General features: G+C 62.8%; 18 protein-coding genes and 2 tRNA genes. 14 read left to right on the top strand and 6 right to left on the bottom strand.

The genetic code is table 11. The features are described 5' to 3' along the window. Nucleotide 1 precedes the first annotated feature (1 nt). From AAC126_RS04365 to AAC126_RS04355, 3 genes are read right to left on the bottom strand one after another with little or no spacing between them, the layout of a single operon-like run. Nucleotides 2–1,267 (bottom strand): 2Fe-2S iron-sulfur cluster-binding protein, encoded by a 1,266-nt coding sequence (locus AAC126_RS04365; protein WP_339850457.1) that lies wholly within the window; start codon nucleotides 1,265–1,267, stop codon nucleotides 2–4. A gap of 12 nt (nucleotides 1,268–1,279) precedes the next feature. Next, nucleotides 1,280–2,659, bottom strand: a complete 1,380-nt coding sequence (locus tag AAC126_RS04360; protein WP_339850455.1) for a hypothetical protein — start codon at nucleotides 2,657–2,659, stop codon at nucleotides 1,280–1,282. Continuing rightward, nucleotides 2,656–4,815, bottom strand: coding sequence for a multiheme c-type cytochrome (locus AAC126_RS04355; RefSeq protein ID WP_339850453.1), 2,160 nt, complete (start codon nucleotides 4,813–4,815; stop codon nucleotides 2,656–2,658). The genes AAC126_RS04360 and AAC126_RS04355 overlap by 4 nt, the downstream gene beginning before the upstream one ends. Before the next feature lie 36 nt (nucleotides 4,816–4,851). On the opposite strand from AAC126_RS04355, the gene AAC126_RS04350 reads away from it, so the two are divergent. Further along, nucleotides 4,852–6,765: an amidohydrolase family protein gene (locus AAC126_RS04350; protein WP_339850452.1), complete on the top strand. Its 1,914-nt coding sequence runs from the start codon at nucleotides 4,852–4,854 to the stop codon at nucleotides 6,763–6,765. Nucleotides 6,766–6,803: 38 nt separating this feature from the next. Continuing rightward, the gene (locus AAC126_RS04345) at nucleotides 6,804–7,751 is read left to right on the top strand and encodes a CobW family GTP-binding protein (protein WP_339850451.1); all 948 of its coding nucleotides are present in this window, start codon (nucleotides 6,804–6,806) and stop codon (nucleotides 7,749–7,751) included. Between the two features lie 80 nt (nucleotides 7,752–7,831). Here AAC126_RS04345 and AAC126_RS04340 read toward each other — a convergent pair. Then, a tRNA-Thr gene (locus tag AAC126_RS04340) sits at nucleotides 7,832–7,906 on the bottom strand. Between the two features lie 131 nt (nucleotides 7,907–8,037). Here AAC126_RS04340 and AAC126_RS04335 point away from each other — a divergent pair. The 11 genes from AAC126_RS04335 (at nucleotide 8,038) to yacG (ending at nucleotide 15,836) form a co-directional block, all read left to right on the top strand. Then, nucleotides 8,038–8,217, top strand: coding sequence for a hypothetical protein (locus AAC126_RS04335; protein WP_339850450.1), 180 nt, complete (start codon nucleotides 8,038–8,040; stop codon nucleotides 8,215–8,217). Between the two features lie 204 nt (nucleotides 8,218–8,421). Continuing rightward, a complete protein-coding gene (murA, locus tag AAC126_RS04330) occupies nucleotides 8,422–9,732 on the top strand; it encodes a UDP-N-acetylglucosamine 1-carboxyvinyltransferase (RefSeq protein WP_339850448.1) in 1,311 nt (436 codons plus the stop codon). A 15-nt stretch (nucleotides 9,733–9,747) separates the two neighbouring features. Next, nucleotides 9,748–10,266: a DUF2948 family protein gene (locus AAC126_RS04325; RefSeq protein ID WP_339850446.1), complete on the top strand. Its 519-nt coding sequence runs from the start codon at nucleotides 9,748–9,750 to the stop codon at nucleotides 10,264–10,266. 55 nt (nucleotides 10,267–10,321) lie between these two features. Continuing rightward, nucleotides 10,322–10,984, top strand: a complete 663-nt coding sequence (gene hisG / locus AAC126_RS04320) for an ATP phosphoribosyltransferase (RefSeq protein ID WP_339850443.1) — start codon at nucleotides 10,322–10,324, stop codon at nucleotides 10,982–10,984. Beyond that, a complete protein-coding gene (gene hisD / locus AAC126_RS04315; RefSeq protein ID WP_339850441.1) occupies nucleotides 10,974–12,275 on the top strand; it encodes a histidinol dehydrogenase in 1,302 nt (433 codons plus the stop codon). Before hisG ends, hisD begins: the two co-directional genes overlap by 11 nt. 13 nt (nucleotides 12,276–12,288) lie before the next feature. Next, nucleotides 12,289–12,813 carry a UPF0262 family protein gene (locus tag AAC126_RS04310; protein WP_339850439.1) on the top strand — a complete coding sequence of 175 codons (525 nt, stop codon included), beginning with the start codon at nucleotides 12,289–12,291 and terminating at the stop codon, nucleotides 12,811–12,813. Nucleotides 12,814–12,820: 7 nt separating this feature from the next. Then, nucleotides 12,821–13,321 carry an arsenate reductase ArsC gene (locus tag AAC126_RS04305; RefSeq protein WP_339850437.1) on the top strand — a complete coding sequence of 167 codons (501 nt, stop codon included), beginning with the start codon at nucleotides 12,821–12,823 and terminating at the stop codon, nucleotides 13,319–13,321. Nucleotides 13,322–13,418: 97 nt separating this feature from the next. Beyond that, nucleotides 13,419–13,637 (top strand): translation initiation factor IF-1, encoded by a 219-nt coding sequence (gene infA, locus AAC126_RS04300; RefSeq protein WP_028467089.1) that lies wholly within the window; start codon nucleotides 13,419–13,421, stop codon nucleotides 13,635–13,637. A 19-nt stretch (nucleotides 13,638–13,656) separates the two neighbouring features. Then, nucleotides 13,657–14,277, top strand: coding sequence for a nucleoside triphosphate pyrophosphatase (locus AAC126_RS04295; RefSeq protein WP_339850433.1), 621 nt, complete (start codon nucleotides 13,657–13,659; stop codon nucleotides 14,275–14,277). Beyond that, nucleotides 14,270–15,589: a ribonuclease E/G gene (locus tag AAC126_RS04290; protein WP_339850432.1), complete on the top strand. Its 1,320-nt coding sequence runs from the start codon at nucleotides 14,270–14,272 to the stop codon at nucleotides 15,587–15,589. Before AAC126_RS04295 ends, AAC126_RS04290 begins: the two co-directional genes overlap by 8 nt. A 16-nt stretch (nucleotides 15,590–15,605) precedes the next feature. Further along, a complete protein-coding gene (gene yacG, locus AAC126_RS04285; RefSeq protein WP_339850431.1) occupies nucleotides 15,606–15,836 on the top strand; it encodes a DNA gyrase inhibitor YacG in 231 nt (76 codons plus the stop codon). Between the two features lie 4 nt (nucleotides 15,837–15,840). Here yacG and AAC126_RS04280 read toward each other — a convergent pair whose 3' ends face one another. Both AAC126_RS04280 and AAC126_RS04275 read right to left on the bottom strand, forming a co-directional pair. Then, on the bottom strand, nucleotides 15,841–17,682 hold the full coding sequence (locus AAC126_RS04280) for a methyltransferase domain-containing protein (RefSeq protein ID WP_339850430.1): 1,842 nt from the start codon (nucleotides 17,680–17,682) through the stop codon (nucleotides 15,841–15,843). Between the two features lie 3 nt (nucleotides 17,683–17,685). Next, nucleotides 17,686–18,891 (bottom strand): putative 2OG-Fe(II) oxygenase, encoded by a 1,206-nt coding sequence (locus AAC126_RS04275; protein WP_339850428.1) that lies wholly within the window; start codon nucleotides 18,889–18,891, stop codon nucleotides 17,686–17,688. A 169-nt stretch (nucleotides 18,892–19,060) separates the two neighbouring features. Between AAC126_RS04275 and AAC126_RS04270 the strand changes: the two genes are divergently transcribed. Beyond that, a tRNA-Phe gene (locus AAC126_RS04270) sits at nucleotides 19,061–19,136 on the top strand. The last annotated feature ends 237 nt before the right edge of the window (nucleotides 19,137–19,373 follow it).

Genomic DNA, 19,373 nt, shown 5'->3' with positions numbered 1-19,373 from the left:
TTCACGCATCAAGGACCAGCCTGCCACGCGGCACCGCCATGCAGGCGAGGCAGGTTCCCGGCTCCGCTACTGTGGCTGGTTCCGCCACGTAGTCGACCTCTCCAGCCTTGATGGCGACCACGCAGGTGCCGCAATGACCCGCCCTGCAACCGCTCTCCAGTGCCACGCCGTGGCTTTCCGCCAGGGCGAGAATCGACCCCGCCGATCCATCCCAGCTCAGCGTCTTGCCGGAGCGGTCGAAGTGAATTTCCACACCGGGCTGAACTACCGGATCAGAGGCCTCGTGCGGTTGGCTCCGGACGGTCGCCGCACCGAAGGCTTCAACCCGGACATCTCCGGCCGGGACGCCCCATTCGCGCAGGTCTTCGGCGAGATTTTCCATCATCGCCGCCGGTCCGCACAGATAGAAGGCGAAGTTGCTTGAGGGCAGGCATTCCTTGAGCAACGCCAGATCGACCCGCCCCGGCCGGTCATAATCCCGGGACAGGACACACTCCCCGGTCGGACGGCTGTAGCAAATGACGACATGCAGGGTTGGATAAAGCTGGCGCAGTTCGGCGATATGCCCGGCAAAGGCATGCTGGTTCCGGTTGCGGACCCCATAGAACAGCCACACTTCCCGCTCCGTCTGACCGCGGCACACACTGTTCAGCATACTGAGCAAGGGGGTAATGCCGATGCCGCCAGCGATCAGTACGATCGGCTGGTCGGAAGCCGGATCGCAGGTGAAGCCGCCGGAGGGTGCGCGCACGTCGAGGATATCGCCTTCGCGCACGATGTCGTTCATGTAACTCGACACGATTCCCGGATCGCAGTCCGTGCCCTCCGGCGGCGCCACCTTTTTCACACTGATCCGGTAACAACCGCCATCGGGGGAAACATCGGCCGGAGCATCAGACAGGGAATAGCAGCGGACCAGTGGCTTGACCTGTCCCGGAATGCGCACCTGGAACGTCAGGAACTGGCCGGGCAGATATTGCGGCAGGGGCCGGCCATTATGAGCCGCCAACTCGAAGGAGTGGACATCCTCCGCCTCCCGGATCTTGCGCACGACCTTGAGCTTGCGATACCCGCTCCAGGAATTGACGGTCAGGTCGCGTTCCGCCTCGGCACGGCGCAGGGACAATTCGACCTGACGCTCGAACAGGCGGGCTTCGGCGGCAAAGCTGCGCCGTTCCAGATGACCGCGCCGCCAGGTCCCGAACAGGCCGAGCGCGACCTGCGCGGCCGTACCGGCGACGATGGCATAGCCGAGGATCTCAAGCATCCCGACCATCCTCTAAAACCTCACCAGCAATTCGGAACGCGCCCCGTAACCGGTATCACGGGCCTCCTCGCGGGACACGAAACCGTCGAGCTGCAGGATGAGGCGGGCGCCGATTGCCTGCTGGAAACGCAGGCCGATCGCGACCGCGTCGCGCTGATCCGGATCGGTCGCAATCCGGGTGCCGATCTCGGCAACGAGCTGGGTGCGTTCCTGATTGAAAAACATCTGATAGCCCGTGGCGGCGGCGACAACGTCCTCCGCCCGATTGCTCAGCGCCGCTCCATAATCGCCGAGATTGGGAGAAGCGAACAGGATGCCAACAGGGACCAGCGGACCACCGGCGAGCGGATCCCGGGCCGCCGAGGTAAACCGGTCTATCGCCCAGGCGCCGTTGACGTATAGCACATCGTCATTGCCCATCGGATCACCCGACAACTCGGCCAAAAGCACGGTGCCGGTATCGACCGCGGCGGAACTTTCGTCGAAGGCAACGGAATGGGCGAGACGGAAGGCGGTGTTCAACTTGCCGAAACGCTGCGTGGCGGCGCCCCCCAGGAACAGGCCGTCGGTCCCGTCACCGCCATCTTCGCTGCCAGTTACCCAGATCGCGTCCAAAGCAACGGTCGTGTCCTGGAAATCGGTTTCGGAGAACAGACCGACCAGCCTGGTCCTGTCGTCCCGCTGATTGTCGCTGCGGTGAATATTGCCCCAGCCAAACAGGCCGGTGACGCGGGTATCGACAGAGATATCACGGGCAATCAGCGTATCGCGGGTGACGGCGACGGCATCGATGGTGTCGTTAATCAGCAGACCTTCCTGGAACAGAAGCTGCTGACGACCGACAGTGAAGCCGATATCGAGACCGCCGGTATCGAACGGATCCGCATCGGGAAAGATCTCGCCAATCTCGCCCTCGAAGAACAGGGTCGTAATCTCACCACTGAACGCGCTGTCGAAACCTTCCTTGTCCGCCGGGCGGCGGTGATAGCCGGAGAATTTGCCCTCGTCACGCAGGGGCGACAGGCCGAGCAGCACCCGCTCGGTACCGCTGAGTCGCAGATTGGCGAACAGATCGAGCCGGTTCGCCCATTCCTGTTCCTCGGAGCCGCCGCCGTTCTTGTAGATACCGGCACCTGTACGGTACTGGCCGAAAACCCATAATGCCGGCTGCCATACCGCCCCGGTGGGAAGCTCGAACCCCGGATCCAGCGGGCCGGTGCCGAGCATTGCCGGGCCAATCTCCAGAAGAGGCCTCGTGCGCTCCGGAAGCGCGTCGCCCTTATAGGGAATGGCTTCCTCGTGCAGCGTCTTCACTTCAGCCGAAACAGCCGGGGCGAAGAGCATCGTCGCGATTGCCGGCAGCAACCGGATCCAGCGGCTTGCATGGCTCATTGGACCGCCGCCTTGCTCTGCTCACCCAGGCTCACGACCGCCGCCTGCTCGGCAATGGTCAATGTACCGCCGACGACCGCATCGGCCACCTGGCGTGCGCTCATGCCGTAATCGAAGCCGATATCCTGAATGGCCAGAATCAGGTTGACCGGCACCATCTGCGCCTTGAGCTTCACATCGATTGCATAGGGCCCAGCCCCCGTCAGCAACTCTGACGGCACCGTGTATTCGGCTGTCCGTGTGCCGAGCGGATCGATGGTCTGTTTATGCTTTCGCGTGCCGCGTGGCCGCCCGTAGATCGTCGTGGGGAAGGCCTCGGGACGCACGAAGGGCAACACGCCCTGGGACGTGTTGATAGGCAGCACCTGTTCGCGTTCACCGCCACGCAGCAGCCGGACCAGGAATTTTGATTGCAGATTGAACAGATCCTCGTCCAGCGGGAGTTCGCCCGCATGCACGTAGGCGGAATGTGTATCCCGCAGGTCGCCGTTCGGATCGCGGTCGCCGGAGCGATAGATAACCGCCCCATCGCCATTGGTCACGGTTACGTCCAGGAACATCAGCCGCTCGGCATCGAAGCCGGTCGGCACGGCATGGCCGTCTGTGATGTTGCGCACGGCCACCGAAAACGCGAGATCACCCATGTCCGCCGCAATAACCTTGATTTCCCCGAGTTCCAGACCGTTACGGAGAACCTCAAGCCGCCGCTCGTCCGCCTTCACCAGACGCTGTTTTTGCTCCTCGATGATCTTGCGCCCATCATACCGGTCGTCAATCGAGCGCCATGCCTCGGGGAAGGCATAGTCGCGCGGGGCCGCATCCTCGAACGCGTCGGTCCCCCACCCGGCCGCATCGTCGAACGCCATCCATTCACGCATGGTCTTGAAGCTCTGGGCTTTCACGTTCAGCGGGAACAGACCGGGGGGGAGAATGGAATGGTCCGGACCGGCGAAGAAATGACTGGCCAGTTTCCGGGGCCTGGTCGGCTGGCCGCCAACGATCGCGGCCGGGCCTTGCTCGTATCCGGTAGCGACACCCTGCTCCTTGCCCATATGGCAATCCTGGCACGTTACCCCTGCCTCGGACGCCGGTGATTGATGATACTCGGCGAAGGCTTCTTCAAGGCGGAAACCATTCACCAGAGTGACATCGTGGCAGGTGGAGCAGAAACCGGGGGTGACCAGCGGGAAAAACCGCTCAACCCCGGTATGAATACCCCGCCCGGGCGCATCCCGGTCGGTCGAGACCCGGTAGGTCTGCGGCTCCGCCAGCACCCGCTCCAGTTCCTCACCGCCCTTGGGGCCAAAGACCGGCTCGTACAGATCGCCCTCGACGATGGCGAGACGGCCGCTGATCTTGCCGTAATTGCGATTAACCCGATGACAGGTGATGCAGGTCACACCTTCCCGCGAGGTCTGGTGCCGGTCGAAATTTGAGACATAAACCGACTCCTCCAGGTTCATGCCCACGGGCGTATGACAGCGCACACAGAAATCGCCATTAGTGCCGCTGGTCTTTGCATTGATCGCTGCCTGCATGGTCAGGAAGACCGGACTGAGCTGGGCATAGGCGTGCTGGGAAGCCGACCATTCGCTATATTGCTTGGGATGGCAGGTCGCGCAGGTGGTCGCCGCCGGAAAGCGGTTCTCGGTGAACAGCTTCTCATGCTCCGCCGCGGCACCGGGCGCGCTTCCGGCCTCTTCCGTGGAGCCCCCCGCAGAAACCGGCGCCCCGATCGCAGGCGCAACGGATGGAGCAACCGGATCCGCGACCGGGGTTAACAGCAGATCGTCACCCCCCGACGGCGGCACCAACACCCCGTCCGAAGCGGCCGGTAAAAGCAGATCGTCCGAGGCCTTTGGCAGGAGAAGATCATCCGAGGCTGCGGGGGGCGTCCCGGGGAGCAGAAGTAAATCGTCTGACGGCGATGGTGCCGGTTGCAGCAGCAGATCGTCGGCCTGGGAGCTGTCCGTCTGCTCTCCCGCATTCGGCAGCAGCAGGTCATCATCAGCCGCCGCCAGATACTCGGCAACGCGCTGAAGAGATCCCGGCTCACCCGCGAATCCCGCTCCGGCCGAGAGCACAAAGAAGCCGATCGCTACAGGCAGAACGGTAGCAACGGCGATCAGATCGCGCTTCAGGCCGCTCTTCATCATACCCGGCTTTCCCCACATGGACTCCTTCCACCGACCATGCCTTTTGTCCGGGCGCCAATCAAGCCAACGAGTTCATTTACTTCACTTTTTTCAATTTATTTGAGATTGAGAAGCATTACGAAAAATGAAAAAACTGCCTCTACCAATGTGGGCCGCGCGCCGCTCCATCCTTCTGTTCCATGCATCAAGGCTTACAAATGGCAGTTGATCGCGCCGCAGAAGAAAACAGAAGCAGCCATCCGGAGATATTCGCGAACCACGGCTGGCGGTGATGAAGGTTGTCATCGCCGTCGAGTCCTGCCAGCATTTCCGGGGGCCTCTGTCCCCGTTGCATCAGATGTGATCCACCGCGCCGCACCGGATCACATGACCGCTTCTTTTATCCAGCCATCCCCGCGATCCTGCGGGACAAAATTTCTGCCCGACGCCCTCCAAAAAACCTCTTCGCCGAAAGTACCCTCAATGTCCCATGACCTGCTGATCCGCAATGGACGGGTGATCGACCCGGAAACCGGCTTTGACGAGATTTGCGACGTCGCCGTGAAAGACGGCATCATTGTCGCTGTCGGCACCGACCTCGGCACCGCCGGGCGGGAGATTGATGCGACCGGCCTTGTCGTCTCTCCCGGCTTCATCGACCTGCACGGCCATGGTCAGTCGGTCGCGGCGGACAGGATGCAGGCCTTCGACGGGGTGACGACTTCGCTGGAACTCGAGATCGGCGCCCTGCCGGTGGCGGAATGGTACGACCATCAGGCAACAGTGCCCCGGGTTCTGAACTACGGAACCGCCGCGGCCTGGGCTTTTGCCCGCCGCGCGGCCTTCGGCGGTTTCATCCCGAACGGCAAGACGAACCCGCTGAATAATATGGGCGGGTCGAACGACAACCGCTGGTCCACCGATGCCGCCTCGCCCGAGCAAACCGAAGCCATCCTCTCCCTCACCCGGCAAGCGCTTGAGGAGGGGGCGATCGGCATCGGCACCCCGAATGGATATCTCACCGGCGCGGGTCTGAAGGAGCTGTCGCTGGTCTGCGACCTCGCCGTCGAATTCGACCGCCCGACCTACACCCATATCGCCTATATGGCGAATATCGACCCGCGAAGCTCCGTCGAAAGCTATATCCGCCTGATCGGCCTCGCCGGGGCGACCGGCGCGCATATGCATATCTGCCACCTGAACTCCACCAGCCTGCAGGACATCGACCGCGCTGTGGAAATCATCGCCAAAGCGCAGGCGCAGGGCCTGCACGTCACGACCGAGGCCTATCCTTACGGCACGGGCTCCACCGTCGTCGGCGCGCCCTTCTTCGCCGACCCGGAATTCACAAAGCGTACCGGCAGCGACTACAGCGACATCGAACTGGTCAAGGACCACCACCGCTTCACCGATCGCGACGACATCATGCGGGCCGCGCATGAAGACCCGACAGATCTTGTCCTGTGGCACTATCTGGACATCGACGTGAGCGCCGAGCATCGCCGGATGCTCGATGCCTCGGTCACCTATCCCGGCGGCTCGATAGCATCCGACGCGATGCCCTGGGTACGTCCGGACGGGTCGATCTACGAAGGCACAGAGTGGCCATTACCGCCTGAAGTTTCGGCCCACCCCAGATCCTCCGGCACCTTCACGAAGTTCCTCCGCGACTTCACACGGGAACGCGAGGTCATGCCGCTGGTCGAGGCGCTGGCCAAATGCACCATCTACCCGGCCAGCGTGATCGAACGCTGTACCCCCCAGATCGCCCGCAAGGCGCGATTGCGCGCAGGCTTCGATGCCGACATCACGATCTTCGACCTCGCATCGGTCACCGATCGCGCCACTTTCACCGATATGAACCGACCGGCGGAAGGCGTCATTCACCTATTGATCGGCGGCACACCGGTTATCTCCGGCGGCCAGATGGACACCGCCGCCGCACCGGGCCAGGCCATTCGGTGCCCGTAGACATGCCGGTGCCTGCGGACATGCCAGAGCCCACAAACATGCCCGCCCCCAAAGACACGAACGTGCCGGTTGTCCTGGTCACCGGCTTTCTCGGCGCCGGCAAGACGACCTTCATCAACGCGCTTCTGCTGAACGCCAAAGGCTTGCGCATCGCCGCCATCGTCAATGATTTCGGCAGCATCAATATCGACGCCACCTTGCTGGAAAGCGCGAGCGATGCCGTGATCGGCCTCAAGAACGGCTGCATCTGCTGTTCGCTTCAGGGCGATCTCCTGCGCACCCTGCGCCAGGTCCTGCAGAACAGCCGGGACGGCCGGCCCGATCTCATCCTGATCGAGGCGAGTGGTGTCGCCGATCCCCAGGGCATTGTCCAGGCATTGATGGATCCGGTTCTCTTTCGGGCCGCCGCGCTCGACAGCATCGTCTGCATCGCGGATGCCGAAGACCTGCTGGACAGCCCGGGCCGCTGGCAGGACCCTCTGTGGCAGGCGCAGATCGCCGCCGCCGACATGGTGCAACTGAGCAAGGTTCCGGCAGGCGACGACCGCCTCCCAGCTCTCGCCGCCCGCCTCGGCGAGACAGGAAAGGCATATGTTCTCGGCACGGACGGCACCACGCTGGCCGTCACCGACCTGATCGGGCGCGCAGGATTCCGCCTGACACCAGAACAGCGCCCCGCGCTGGACAGCGGACGTTTCGCCAGCGTCGAATGGAGCTGCGATGGCCCAGTGTCATTGCCCCGGTTCCAGGCACTGATCGGAAGCCTGTCCGGAAGCCTCCTCCGTGCCAAGGGATGGATGCAGTTCCGGGAGAAGCCCGGTGACTGTGTGCTGTTCCAGATGGTCGGCCGCCGGGCGAGCCTGTCCCCGTCCGAGCGTGACTTTCAAGGCTGCCGGCTGGTTTTGATCGGAGAGAGCAAAACCTTCATGCCTGATGACATCACGGCAAGACTGGATAGCTTGGCGGAGCTCGCCAGCATCAAGTAAGCGCCCGTGCGTGCGTCTCTCTTGAGGCTGTTGCCCCAAAACCCGAGTCTTCGGATATGCGTTAAGCTATTGGGATGGAATGGTGCTGCCGGAGTGATTTGAACACTCGACCTCTCCCTTACCAAGGGAGTGCTCTACCCCTGAGCTACGGCAGCATCTTGCGGCTGAAAAGCCAGCAGCGAGGTAGGCCCCTCGCAAAGCGCGGCGGAACATGCCACAGGGTTTCCTGAGGTGCAAGCACGTTTCTTGACTGGAATTCATGGCCCGCTCACGGCATTCTCCGGCCATGGTAAAGTCCCAGAAAACAGCCAGTTCCTGCAACCAGAAGACCGAAGCCGATCTGCGTGCGGAACGGCGCGCCGCCGCGTTGCGGGCGAATCTGCATCGCCGCAAGGCGCAGGCACGGCAGCGTATCGACGATGCCGGTGATTCTTCTCCTGATACGAAAAAAGATGATCGAGACTGACGAGCGGCTGCTCGACGGGCAATGCCCCTGACAGGCCGTTATTTAATTCCGTCCCACGGCAAAGGCCCAAAATCCTGCCGCATTCTCGGTGAAAGCTCTTCTTCCGTGGGCTTGTGAGAGCGCACGGGGATAAAGTAAAACAAATCGGGGCTCGGTGCTGTTCGGACTGAATCGGACCGTCCCGCATGAAAACTGGGGATCTAGATGGACAAGTTGGTGATCAGGGGCGGCACGCCGCTCAAAGGGCAGATTCCGATCAGCGGAGCAAAGAACGCCGCATTGCCATTGATGGCGGCAACCTTGCTGACGGATCAGCCGGTCACCCTGACCAACATACCGAAGCTCGCCGATATCCACTCCATGGCGGCCCTGTTGGACCAGCACGGGGTGAAGCGCAAGACCCAGGATGAAGCAAGCGGCGGGCAGACCGTCGACTTCCATGCAAAGACCATCGAAAGCACCACCGCACCGTATGATCTCGTCCGCAAGATGCGGGCCTCCGTTCTGGTGCTTGGCCCCCTGCTGGCACGGGAAGGACAGGCCACGGTCTCCCTGCCTGGCGGCTGCGCCATCGGCAACCGGCCGGTTGACCTGCATCTGAAAGGCCTTGCCGAGCTTGGCGCCGAAGTCGCCCTGGAAGGCGGCTATGTGAAAGCGGAAGTGCCGTCCGGACGTCTGCATGGCGGCCGTGTCGTGTTCCCGGTCGTTTCCGTCGGCGCCACCGAGAACCTGCTGATGGCGGCCTGCCTCGCTGACGGGGAAAGCATCCTCGTCAATGCGGCGCGCGAGCCGGAAATCACCGATCTCGCCGAATGCCTGATCGCCATGGGTGCGGAAATCGAGGGCCACGGCACCGACACCATCCGCATCCAGGGCAAGGACAGACTCGGCGGCGCTGTCCACAAGGTGGTGCCGGACCGGATCGAGACCGGTACCTATGTCATGGCGGCAGCCATCACCGGCGGCGATGTCGAGCTGACCAATACCCGCGCCGGACTGCTGGAAAGCGTGTTCGAGATCCTGCGCGAGGCCGGCGTCACCATCGAAGAAAGCGAGCGCTCCATCCGGGTTTCGGCAAAGCGCGGCGGGCTCAAGGGCATCGACGTGATGACCGAGCCTTTCCCCGGATTCCCGACAGATCTGCAGGCCCAGTTCATGACCCTGATGAGCGTCGCGAACGGTGCCTCCATGATCACCGAGACGATTTTCGAGAACCGCTTCATGCATGTGCCCGAGCTGGCGCGCATGGGGGCGAACATCAATGTGCATCACTCCTCCGCCCTGGTGCGCGGCGTCAACCGGCTGATCGGCGCGCCGGTCATGGCGACGGATCTGCGCGCATCGGTCAGCCTCGTGCTCGCCGCCATGGCGGCGGACGGGGAGACGGAAGTGAACCGGATCTATCATCTCGACCGGGGATATGAGAATCTGGTCGAGAAGCTGAGCGCCTGCGGCGCCAACATTCGCCGTGTCGCGACGCATGCGGATGCATCCGCGGAAGAAGAAACCGTCTGATTGGCAGGATCATCCATGGCACCCAGAGATATCAGCCTGCTTGATGTCGGCGACAGGCCGCTCCGGGTCCGTGTCGAGGATGCCGAGGATCTGGCCATCGCGGCCAGCCTGCTGCAGGACGCGCTGCTCCCCGTACGCGAGATGACGTTCGAGCGGCAGGACGACCGCTTCGCCATGGTCGTCCACCGCTATAAATGGGAGTCCGCCCCCTCCACGGATACGGTGCCGGCCGACGGCGACACGCTCTATAGCGAGCGCGTTCATTGCGGCATCCGGTTCGAGGGAGTCGGCGCGGTCCGCACCCATGGCCTCGACCGAAGCAAGCGGGACCATATTCTGAACCTGCTTACCATTCACGCCTCGCCAGGGCAGATTGACCTCGCCTTTGCCGGCAACGTGACCATTCGACTCGCAGTTGACCGCATCCTGTGCCATATCGAGGACCTCGGCGAGCCTTGGCCCACCGTCTTTACCCCGTCCCATCCCGATTCCGACGATGAGACGGCTCCGGCGGACGAAGCCTCGGGCGCCTGATCGAACGGCCGGCCGGGCATAGCGGCGGCTGTCGGACGCAAACAGGAGAGACGCGGTGACCGCGAACCAGCCACTGATCCTCGCCCTGCCGAAGGGCCGGATCCTGAAGGCAATCACGCCCATTCTGAAACGGGCGGGGATTGAGCTTGAGGACGACTTTTTCAACGAGTCTTCACGGCGCCTTCAGTTCCATACCAACCAGGCGGATCTTGAAGTCATCCGCGTGCGCAGCTTCGACACGGCGACCTTCCTCGCCTTTGGCGCCGCCCATCTCGCCATTGCCGGTAGCGACGTGCTGATGGAATTCGACCATCCGGAAATCTATGCGCCGGTCGATCTCAATGTCGGTCACTGCCGCCTTGCCGTGGCCGAGCCGGCGGAGCTTGCCGCGAAAGAGAACCCGCAGCACTGGAGCCACCTCCGGATCGCCACGAAATATCCGAATGTCACGCGGCGCCACTTCGCCGCCCGCGGCGTGCAAGCTGAATGCATCAAGCTGAACGGCGCCATGGAGCTGGCACCGGGCCTCGGCCTCTGCCGCCGCATCGTGGATCTGGTGGAGACCGGCTCCACCCTGAAGGCGAACGGGCTGGTCGAGGTCGAACAGATCGCCGCCGTCAGTGCGCGCCTTGCCGTCAACCGCGCTGCTCTCAAAACCCGCCCGGGTGCGGTGAAGGATCTGGTCGACCGTATCGGGGAGGCAGCCCTTGCCGCGTAAACTGATCGCCGGCACGCCGGATTTCGGCGATGCATTCGAGGCGCTGGTCGGCTCCAAACGGGAGACAGACAATGATGTCTCCGATACCGTTGCCGGTATTATCGCCGATGTGATCGCGCGCGGTGACGCCGCGCTGATCGATCTCAGCCGCAAGTTCGACAATATCGACCTAGCCGAAACCGGCATCGCGATCTCGGCCGAAGAGATAGCAAAAGCACGTTCCGCCTGCTCCGCCGAAACGCTCGCCGCGCTGGAGAAAGCAGCAGAGCGGATCGAGGCCTTTCACAAGGCGCAACTGCCGGAAAGCATCGATTATACGGATGCGGATGGCGTCGGCCTCGGCCTGCGGCATACGCCCGTGGATGCGGTTGGCCTCTATGTGCCCGGCGGCAAGGCCGCTTATCCCAGCTCCGTGCTGATGAACGCCATGCCGGCCAAGGTCGCGGGCGTGCCGCGCCGGGTCATGGTGGTGCCGACGCCGGGGGGCGAAATCAACCCGCTGGTGCTTGCCGCCGCCGAGCTTGGCGGGATCACCGAGATTTACCGGGTCGGCGGCGCGCAGGCCGTGGCCGCGATGGCGTATGGCACCGAAAGCATCAGACCGGTGGACAAGATCATCGGTCCCGGCAATGCCTATGTCGCGGCAGCCAAGCGTCAGGTGTTCGGCAAGGTCGGCATCGATTCCATCGCCGGACCGTCGGAAATCCTGGTGGTCGCCGATGCCGAGAACGATCCCTCCTGGATCGCCATCGACCTGCTGTCCCAGGCCGAGCATGACGAAGTCGCCCAGTCGATCCTGATTACCGACGATGCGGATTTCGCAGCCGCCGTCGAAGCCGCCATCGCCGAGCATCTTTCCACCCTGCCCCGCGCCAACATCGCGGGCGCGAGCTGGAACGATCATGGCGCGGTCATCGTGGTCGAGGATCTTGAAGACGCCATCCCGCTGGTCGACCGGCTGGCGCCGGAGCATCTGGAACTTGCCGTCTCCGACCCGGACGCGATGGCGGCGAAGATCCGGCACGCGGGCGCCATGTTCCTTGGCCGTCACACGCCGGAAGCCATTGGGGACTATGTCGCGGGCCCCAACCATGTGCTGCCGACGGCGCGGACCGCGCGCTTCTCTTCCGGCCTCGGCGTGCTTGATTTCCTGAAGCGGACCACCTGGGTGAAATGTACCCCGGCCAGTCTCGCCGCAATCGGCCCCGCCGCCGTGACCCTGGCGGAAGCGGAAGGGCTTGGGGCGCATGCCCGCTCGGTCGCCATCCGCCTCGGAGCCGCCGCCGAGTAGGCGGGAGCAAGCCATGGCGCGCGATTTCGGCGACGGCCCGATCGAGGAAGACGAGGATGCGGGCCGCGCCAATGCCTGCATCTCCAAGATCGAGCTGGATGAACCCGCCGTTATCCGCCGCAGTCCCGAGGTCGAGCATGAGCGCGCCGTCGCCATCTATGATCTGCTGGAAGACAACAGCTTCGCCCCGGCGGGCGACGATCAGGGCGGTCCGTACGAGCTCAGATTGCGGATCGAGGAAAATCGCCTGCTGTTCGACATCAGCGACCCGGCGCGCGGCGGCAATTACCAGATCTGGCTCGCCATGTCGCCGTTCCGCCGTGTGGTCCGGGACTATTTCAAGATCTGCGAAAGTTATTACGACGCGATCAAACGGCTGAACCCGTCCCAGATCGAAGCCATCGACATGGGCCGGCGCGGGTTGCATAACGACGGCTCGACGCTGTTGATGGAACGGCTGTCCGGCAAGGTCGATATCGATTTCGACACTGCCCGGCGGCTCTTTACCCTCATCTGCGTTCTCCATATCCGGGGATGAGCCGGAGATGACGGATCGCCCCTCTCTCCCCGACACCCCCTCTCCTCTGGGTGAACCCATCCGGGAGCCGAGCGCCGTTCTTTTCGCCTGCACCCAGAACGCCGTCCGCTCGCCCATGGCTGAAGCCATCATGAAACATCTGATCGGCATGAAGGCCTATGTGGATTCCTGCGGTGTCAGAAACGGCGACCTCGATCCTTTCGCCGTCGAGGTGCTGAAGGAAGTCGGCATCGATATCTCGCGGCACGCACCGAAGAGTTTCGATCAGATGGAGGACGATTTTTTCGATGTCATTGTCTCTCTATCGCCCGAGGCACAACACCGGGCCATCGAGATGACCCGCACCATGGCGTGCGATATCGAATATTGGCCAATGCTGGACGCCACCATCATCGAGGGCTCCCGCGACATGCGTCTCGACGCATACAGGCAGGTTCGCGATGAGTTGATGCGGCGCATCAGAAAGCGGTTCGCAGCACTGCTGGATGAAAACCAAACACCGGAATAACCCGCGCGCAGCCCGGCCATGACCAGAAAAGACCTTGACCCGATGCACCGCTCGGCGCACTTATTTGCCCGATCTTCGAAGACTTGAAGGAGCAGGAATGCCGAAAGAAGACGTTATTGAATTTTCCGGGACCGTTTCGGAACTCCTTCCGAACGCCATGTTCCGGGTGAAGCTGGACAATGAACACGAAGTGCTCGCCCATACCAGCGGCAAGATGCGCAAGAACCGGATCCGGGTTTTGGCCGGTGATCGGGTGAACGTGGAAATGACCCCTTACGATCTGACTAAAGGTCGTATCACCTTCCGCTTCAAGTAAGTCTTCCGAGGTGACGGCCATGTCTGGCCCCCTTCGATTGCGCGCCCCTTCCGGCGCGCATTTCGTTTTGGCCTCCGCCTCGCCGCGCCGGCTGGATCTGCTCGCCCGCATCGGGCTCACCCCCGATGCCGTCAGTCCCGCCGATATCGACGAGACCCCGAAGCCCCGTGAATTGCCGGATGCCTATGCCGAACGTGTCGCCTGGGAAAAGGCGAACACGGTCGCGGCCGCGCATCCCGATGCTTTTATCCTAGCCGCCGACACCGTTGTCGCCAGCGGACGGCGAATCCTGCCCAAGGCGGAAAGCGAAGCCGAGGCCCGGAAATGCCTTGGCCACCTTTCGGGACGGCGTCACAAGGTGATCGGTGCCATCCGGCTGATCGCCCCCGGTGGTGAGACACGCTGCCGGATCGCCACCACGACGGTCGCCTTCAAACGGCTGACCGATATGGAAATCGACAGCTACATTGCGTCCGGCGAATGGGACGGCAAAGCCGGCGGCTATGCCATCCAGGGCCTGGCCGCGATCTATATCCGCATGCTGTCCGGTTCTCATTCCAATGTCGTTGGTCTCGATCTTTATGAGACCCACGCCCTTTTGGCCGGGTTCGGCTTCCGCTACGGTGGGAGCCATGCGTGATCCAGACCGCCTGATCATCGACCGCTCGCCCGGCGAGACCCGGATTGCCGCTCTTGCGGGCGATACCCTTACCGATTTCTGGGTCGACCGTATCGGCGGCGCGACCCGGCGCGCGGGCGAGATCGTGATCGCCCGCGTCACCGCCGTCCGGCCGGAACTGAATGCCGCCTTCGTCGATCTCGGCCATGGCGAGGCATTCCTGAAACTCGGCAAGAAAACACCACCCCCGGAAGGCGCGCTCGTACCGGTCACGGTGATTACCGATGCGGCCGGCCGCAAGCAGCCGCAGGCAACACGGCAGATCTTCCTGTCCGGCCGCTGCCTCAGTCTGAGGCCGGACGAACAGGAATTATCCATTGCCGCCACGATCAAGACGAAGGGCCAGCGGGAGAAGCTGAAAAATCTGCTGCAGCCCCTGCTGCCACCGGATGTAGGTCTCTATGTCTCAGCCAAAGCCATCGAGCTGGAAGACATCCAGCTGCTCACGGATCTCGGCAATCTGCTGACCGAATGGAAAGGCGTCGAGGATGCCATCGCAGCCGGCGACGGGCCGAAGACAATCCGTCCCGCGCCGGATCTCTGCTCCCGGATATCCGCCCTCTTCCCCGCGGCCGTGACGGCCGATAGCGACGCGGGATCGCTCTTCGCCGAAGAAGGCATCGACAGCCAGATTGACCGCGCCCTCGCGCGGCGCCTGCAACTCTCCAGCGGCACTGCACTCACATTCGACGAGACGGAAGCGCTGGTTGCCATAGACGTGGATATAGCCAGCGCCGGGACCAGCCCGAAAGGCTGGACCCGGTTGTTCGAAAACATGGCGGAGGATATCGCGGCAGAGATCAGGCTGCGTCGTCTCGCCGGCCTCGTTCTGGTGGATTTTCCGAAACTTCCCACCAGGGCGGACAGGGATCGTGTCGCCGAAGCCATGCAGAAGGCTTTCGAAGGCTGGCCTTCCTTCGGCATCGCGGCGACGGACCAGCCGCCGCAGGTCCTTGGCTGGACCCGGAGCGGGGTGCTTGAAATCACGGTGAGCCGGACTGGCCGGTCACTGCGCGATGACCTGATGCGGCCCGTCGAACAACACCCGCGCGCCGCGACAATTGCCCTCGAGGCCCTGCGCCGGGTATTGCGGGAGACAGGCAGCATCGCGCAACCGGAGTTGATCTGCGCCCCGGATGTAGCCGACTGGCTTGCCGGTCCCGGCTCCAAGGCCTGGGAAGAGACGAAAGAACGGCTCGGCGGGTTCCTGAAAATCACGGCGGACCCGGCCTTCCGGCTGGAACAAATCGAAATCGGCCCGGCGCGGCGATAGAACGAGAGAGTATCCGATGGGTGATATCAGCGAATTCGACAAGAAAAAGCGCAAGCGCAAAGCCGGTTGCGCGATCTGCGGCAAGCCGATGGTGACGGAATTCCGGCCGTTCTGCTCCGACCGCTGCAAGACCATCGATCTCGGCCGCTGGCTCGGCGGGGACTACCGGCTGCAGACGAACGAGGTTCCCGACGAAGGCGAGTTGCTCGATCTCGCCCGGGCAATGGAAGAACGCAAGGAACGCTAAATCCTCAGGCCTGGCACCAGAACTGGTACATGGCGAGGAAGCTGTCCGGATATTCCCGCTCGATGAGATCCCAGTTGGCCGGGTTCGTCGCCGCCGGATCATCCGGGAAACGCTCCCGGTAAAACGCCTTCAAAGCCGCCGTCGGCGTTTCTACCCCGACCAGCTTAAGCCCCAGCGTCTTCAATGCCGCCCCCACTTCCGGCCAGCCATACCGTACCTCGCGCCGGTGATAGAGCAGATCCCGGCACCCGCTGAGTGAATAGAAATCACCGGTCTGCAAGACGATGGCGGCCGGGTCGTCTTCGGGGAGTTTCAGGATCGCGTTTCGCCGGAGACGGATCTCCCCGGAGATCGCCTGTGCATCTTCCGCGTCGATCTCCGCCTGCAACTTGGCGAAGCGGGCGCGGGCAATGTCGCTATAGAGCGCAACCCGCATCAACCCGCCCGGCTTCAGCAAGCCCCGCAAGACCGTCCAGCCCGCCATCGGGTCCGCCATATGGTGCAGAACGCCGGAACATTCGATCACATCGAAGCGCTGTTCCAACGCACCGAGCCCGAGGATGTCCGCCTGGGCGAAGCTGATATTCCCCCGCCCGAGTGAGTCCGCCATACGCGCCGCATAACCGAGCGACCGCCGGCTGAGATCGACCGCTGTAACCTCAACGCCCGCATAGCGCGCCGCCGTCTGGATCGCGTGTCGCCCGGTACCGCAACCGGCAACCAGAAGTCTGGGGCGGGCGGTATCGATGCCGTCGAACCGCATCGCCGGAAAGCGGTCACGCAGATGGCTGTCCAGGGATTTGCACCGGATCTGGCCATCGACACTGCGCCAGCGCGGATAGGGATGAATTTCGTACTGGTCGCGGACCTTTTCGGAGGTGGTATCCGCAATCGGCGTCAGAGCAGGCAGCGCCGCCGCACGCGCCTTTTCCGCCTCGGGCTCCGTGACGGCACGGGAAAGAACGAGCGCTATCGTGTTATCCCCTGCACCGTCCTGCAATGCCTTCACTGCCGCCGGAATCGTTGCCGGGTCGCGATAGAGAGCAACCAGCAGGGCGTCCTCGGGCGTCAGGGTTCCCCGGGCAAGCAACGCCGCTACGGCCGCCGTTTCATCCGCCGCTTCCATCCAGGCATATTCCGCGGTCATCGCCTGCAATGCCAATGCGGCGAGCGGCCCCGCTTTCACGGCGCCGGGCCCTTCAATCAACCGCCGCCGTCTCTCGGCCGTCATCCAGGCTTCAAGCCTCGGGTCGGGCACAGTGGTCCAGGTGAGCAGCAGGTCGAGCAGCGGATCAGCGGGCCAGGGAGGCGGCGCCCCGCCTTCCGCACGCAACCAGCGCCAGGCCGCATCCGCGCCCTTGGCATGGGCACGATTCGCCAGCACAAGCGACAGGGCCACCGGGGCCAGCCTTTGAAGATCGATATCCCGGCGCGCGAAGAGCCCGATCATCAGGGCTTTCATTTTCGGGTCGGGGCTGGTGAAGCGCAGCCCCGCAAGCGTATCCAGCAGCTCCGCCAGATATCCCGCATCGGGGGCACGCCGGTGTGCGCTTTCAAAATGCAGCACCGCTCCGGCCTCATCCCCGAGCGCAAGCAGCACACGCGCCAGATTGGCTTCCGCCACCACATAGTCCGGCGCCAGCTTGAGGGCACGGCGATAGGCCTGCACCGCTTCTTTCGGGCGGCCCGCGGCTTTCAGCGCAACGCCGAGATTGTTCTGCAGCTCCGGCTGGCGTGGATTTGCCCGCGCGAGCGCAGCGAAAATCTCAACCGCCTCGTCCGCACGCCCCTGACGCATCAGCGCGGATGCCTCGCGCAGCCGCGCCATCGGATCGGACCTATTCACTGCTCAGCCATCGATATGCAGGTCGAAGGCGATGCTGATCCGCTCGCCGCCGCCCCGGAACGGCACCGTGCTGTGCCAGACATAGGACGGAAAGACCACGGCCATGCCGAGCTCCGGACAGATGGCGTCAAGCGGGCGTGTGCCGCGATGGGGAATGCCGTAGCCCGGCCGGTTGAATTCAAGCCAGCCGGCCCGCTCCTCATCTTCGGGAGTGACCGTCTCCGGAATGGCCGCGTAATAGGTTCCGCTAAGCCAGCCCGCATTATGGATATGCGCACTCTGATGCCCTTCATCGCCAAGGATATTGGCCCAGATATTGACAGCATAACCCTGTGGGATGCGGGCAAAGAAAGGATGCGACGGATCCTTCGGCAAACCGGAAATATACGCGTCCAGCCCTTCGGAAAGCATCCGCTCGAAGGCGGCAATGGCCGGTCCCTTATGGTCAAAGAGCTGCGGCACGAAAGCGCCGCCCCGGATCGCCCGGCGCAACGGATCGAGTTCTCCGGAGATATTCGGGTGATTGCGAATCTCTTCGGACAAAGCCGCATTGAAATCCGCATGGTCCGCATAGCCGGCCGGAACGGGAAAACGGATCGGCCGTGTCGCCGTGCCCTGCGCGATGAGGTGATCGACTTCGTCATACCGTCCCAGCTCTTCAAGCGAGATGGAGTGATATGCGGTTGCCCGGACATGCGTCGGATAACGCTCCAGCACCCGGCCCGTCACCGACAAAGCGCCCTTCACGTCGCCTTCGATCAGCAATGCCTGGGCCAGATTGTTCGCCGCCGCGACATTTCCCGGCTGCCCCACAAGAGCGCGTTTATAGAGGCGGGCCGCCTGCACATGATCGCCCTGAAGCTGAAACTGGTTACCAACACCAACGAAGGGGCCGGTATTGCCGGGACCGGTGACGAGAGAGCGGCGCCATGCATCAGATGCCGCCTCAGGCTTGTCACGCGCATCCAGAATATCGCCGCGTGCATTCCATGCCTGCATGAAGTCAGGCGCAGTCCGGACAGCCAGCGCTGTCAGCCTGTCCGCATCCTGAAGGGTGCCCTGTTTCAGGTGAATCCGCGCCCTGAGCGTTGCCGCCGGAGGGTTGCCGGGATCCACGTCGAGAATCCGGTCGTAAATCTCCGCAGCCGCCTGATCCCGGCCGGCATTCTGGTGTGAAATCGCGAGCGATAAAGCTTCGGATAATTGCATCTGTGCGCCACTCCCCGGCAAGCTGATCCTTGGATAGCGCCGATGACCCCCGTCATCAAGCGGGCCACGAAAAAAAGCACTTATTGGGCGCTGGACAGCCCGGATGATATCTTCTATACACCTGCCTCTCGTCGGTTCTGCGGTGCTTGCGCAGCGGCATCGACAGTGTGCCCAGGTAGCTCAGTTGGTAGAGCAGCGGATTGAAAATCCGCGTGTCGGTGGTTCGAATCCGCCCCTGGGCACCACTTCCCTCCAGATTGACCGATATTTTTTGTAATCACCGGCAAGATAGTCAGCCGGAGTGGTGGTTTCCCTTAACCAGCACATGCGAATACCTTACGGTGCCGCCCTTATTTTAAAACCCGCTTCATTTTTGCCCTAACCGACAGGCACTGAAGCATTCTCCACATTGAATCAATTCAAAAATAATTTTACGCAACTATTTAATATTCATTATTTATAGACAAAACATCTGTAAACTT

It is taken from the genome of uncultured Nisaea sp., assembly GCF_963974195.1.
Lineage (GTDB): Bacteria > Pseudomonadota > Alphaproteobacteria > Thalassobaculales > Thalassobaculaceae > Nisaea.
This window is presented reverse-complemented; position numbering and strand designations above follow the sequence as displayed.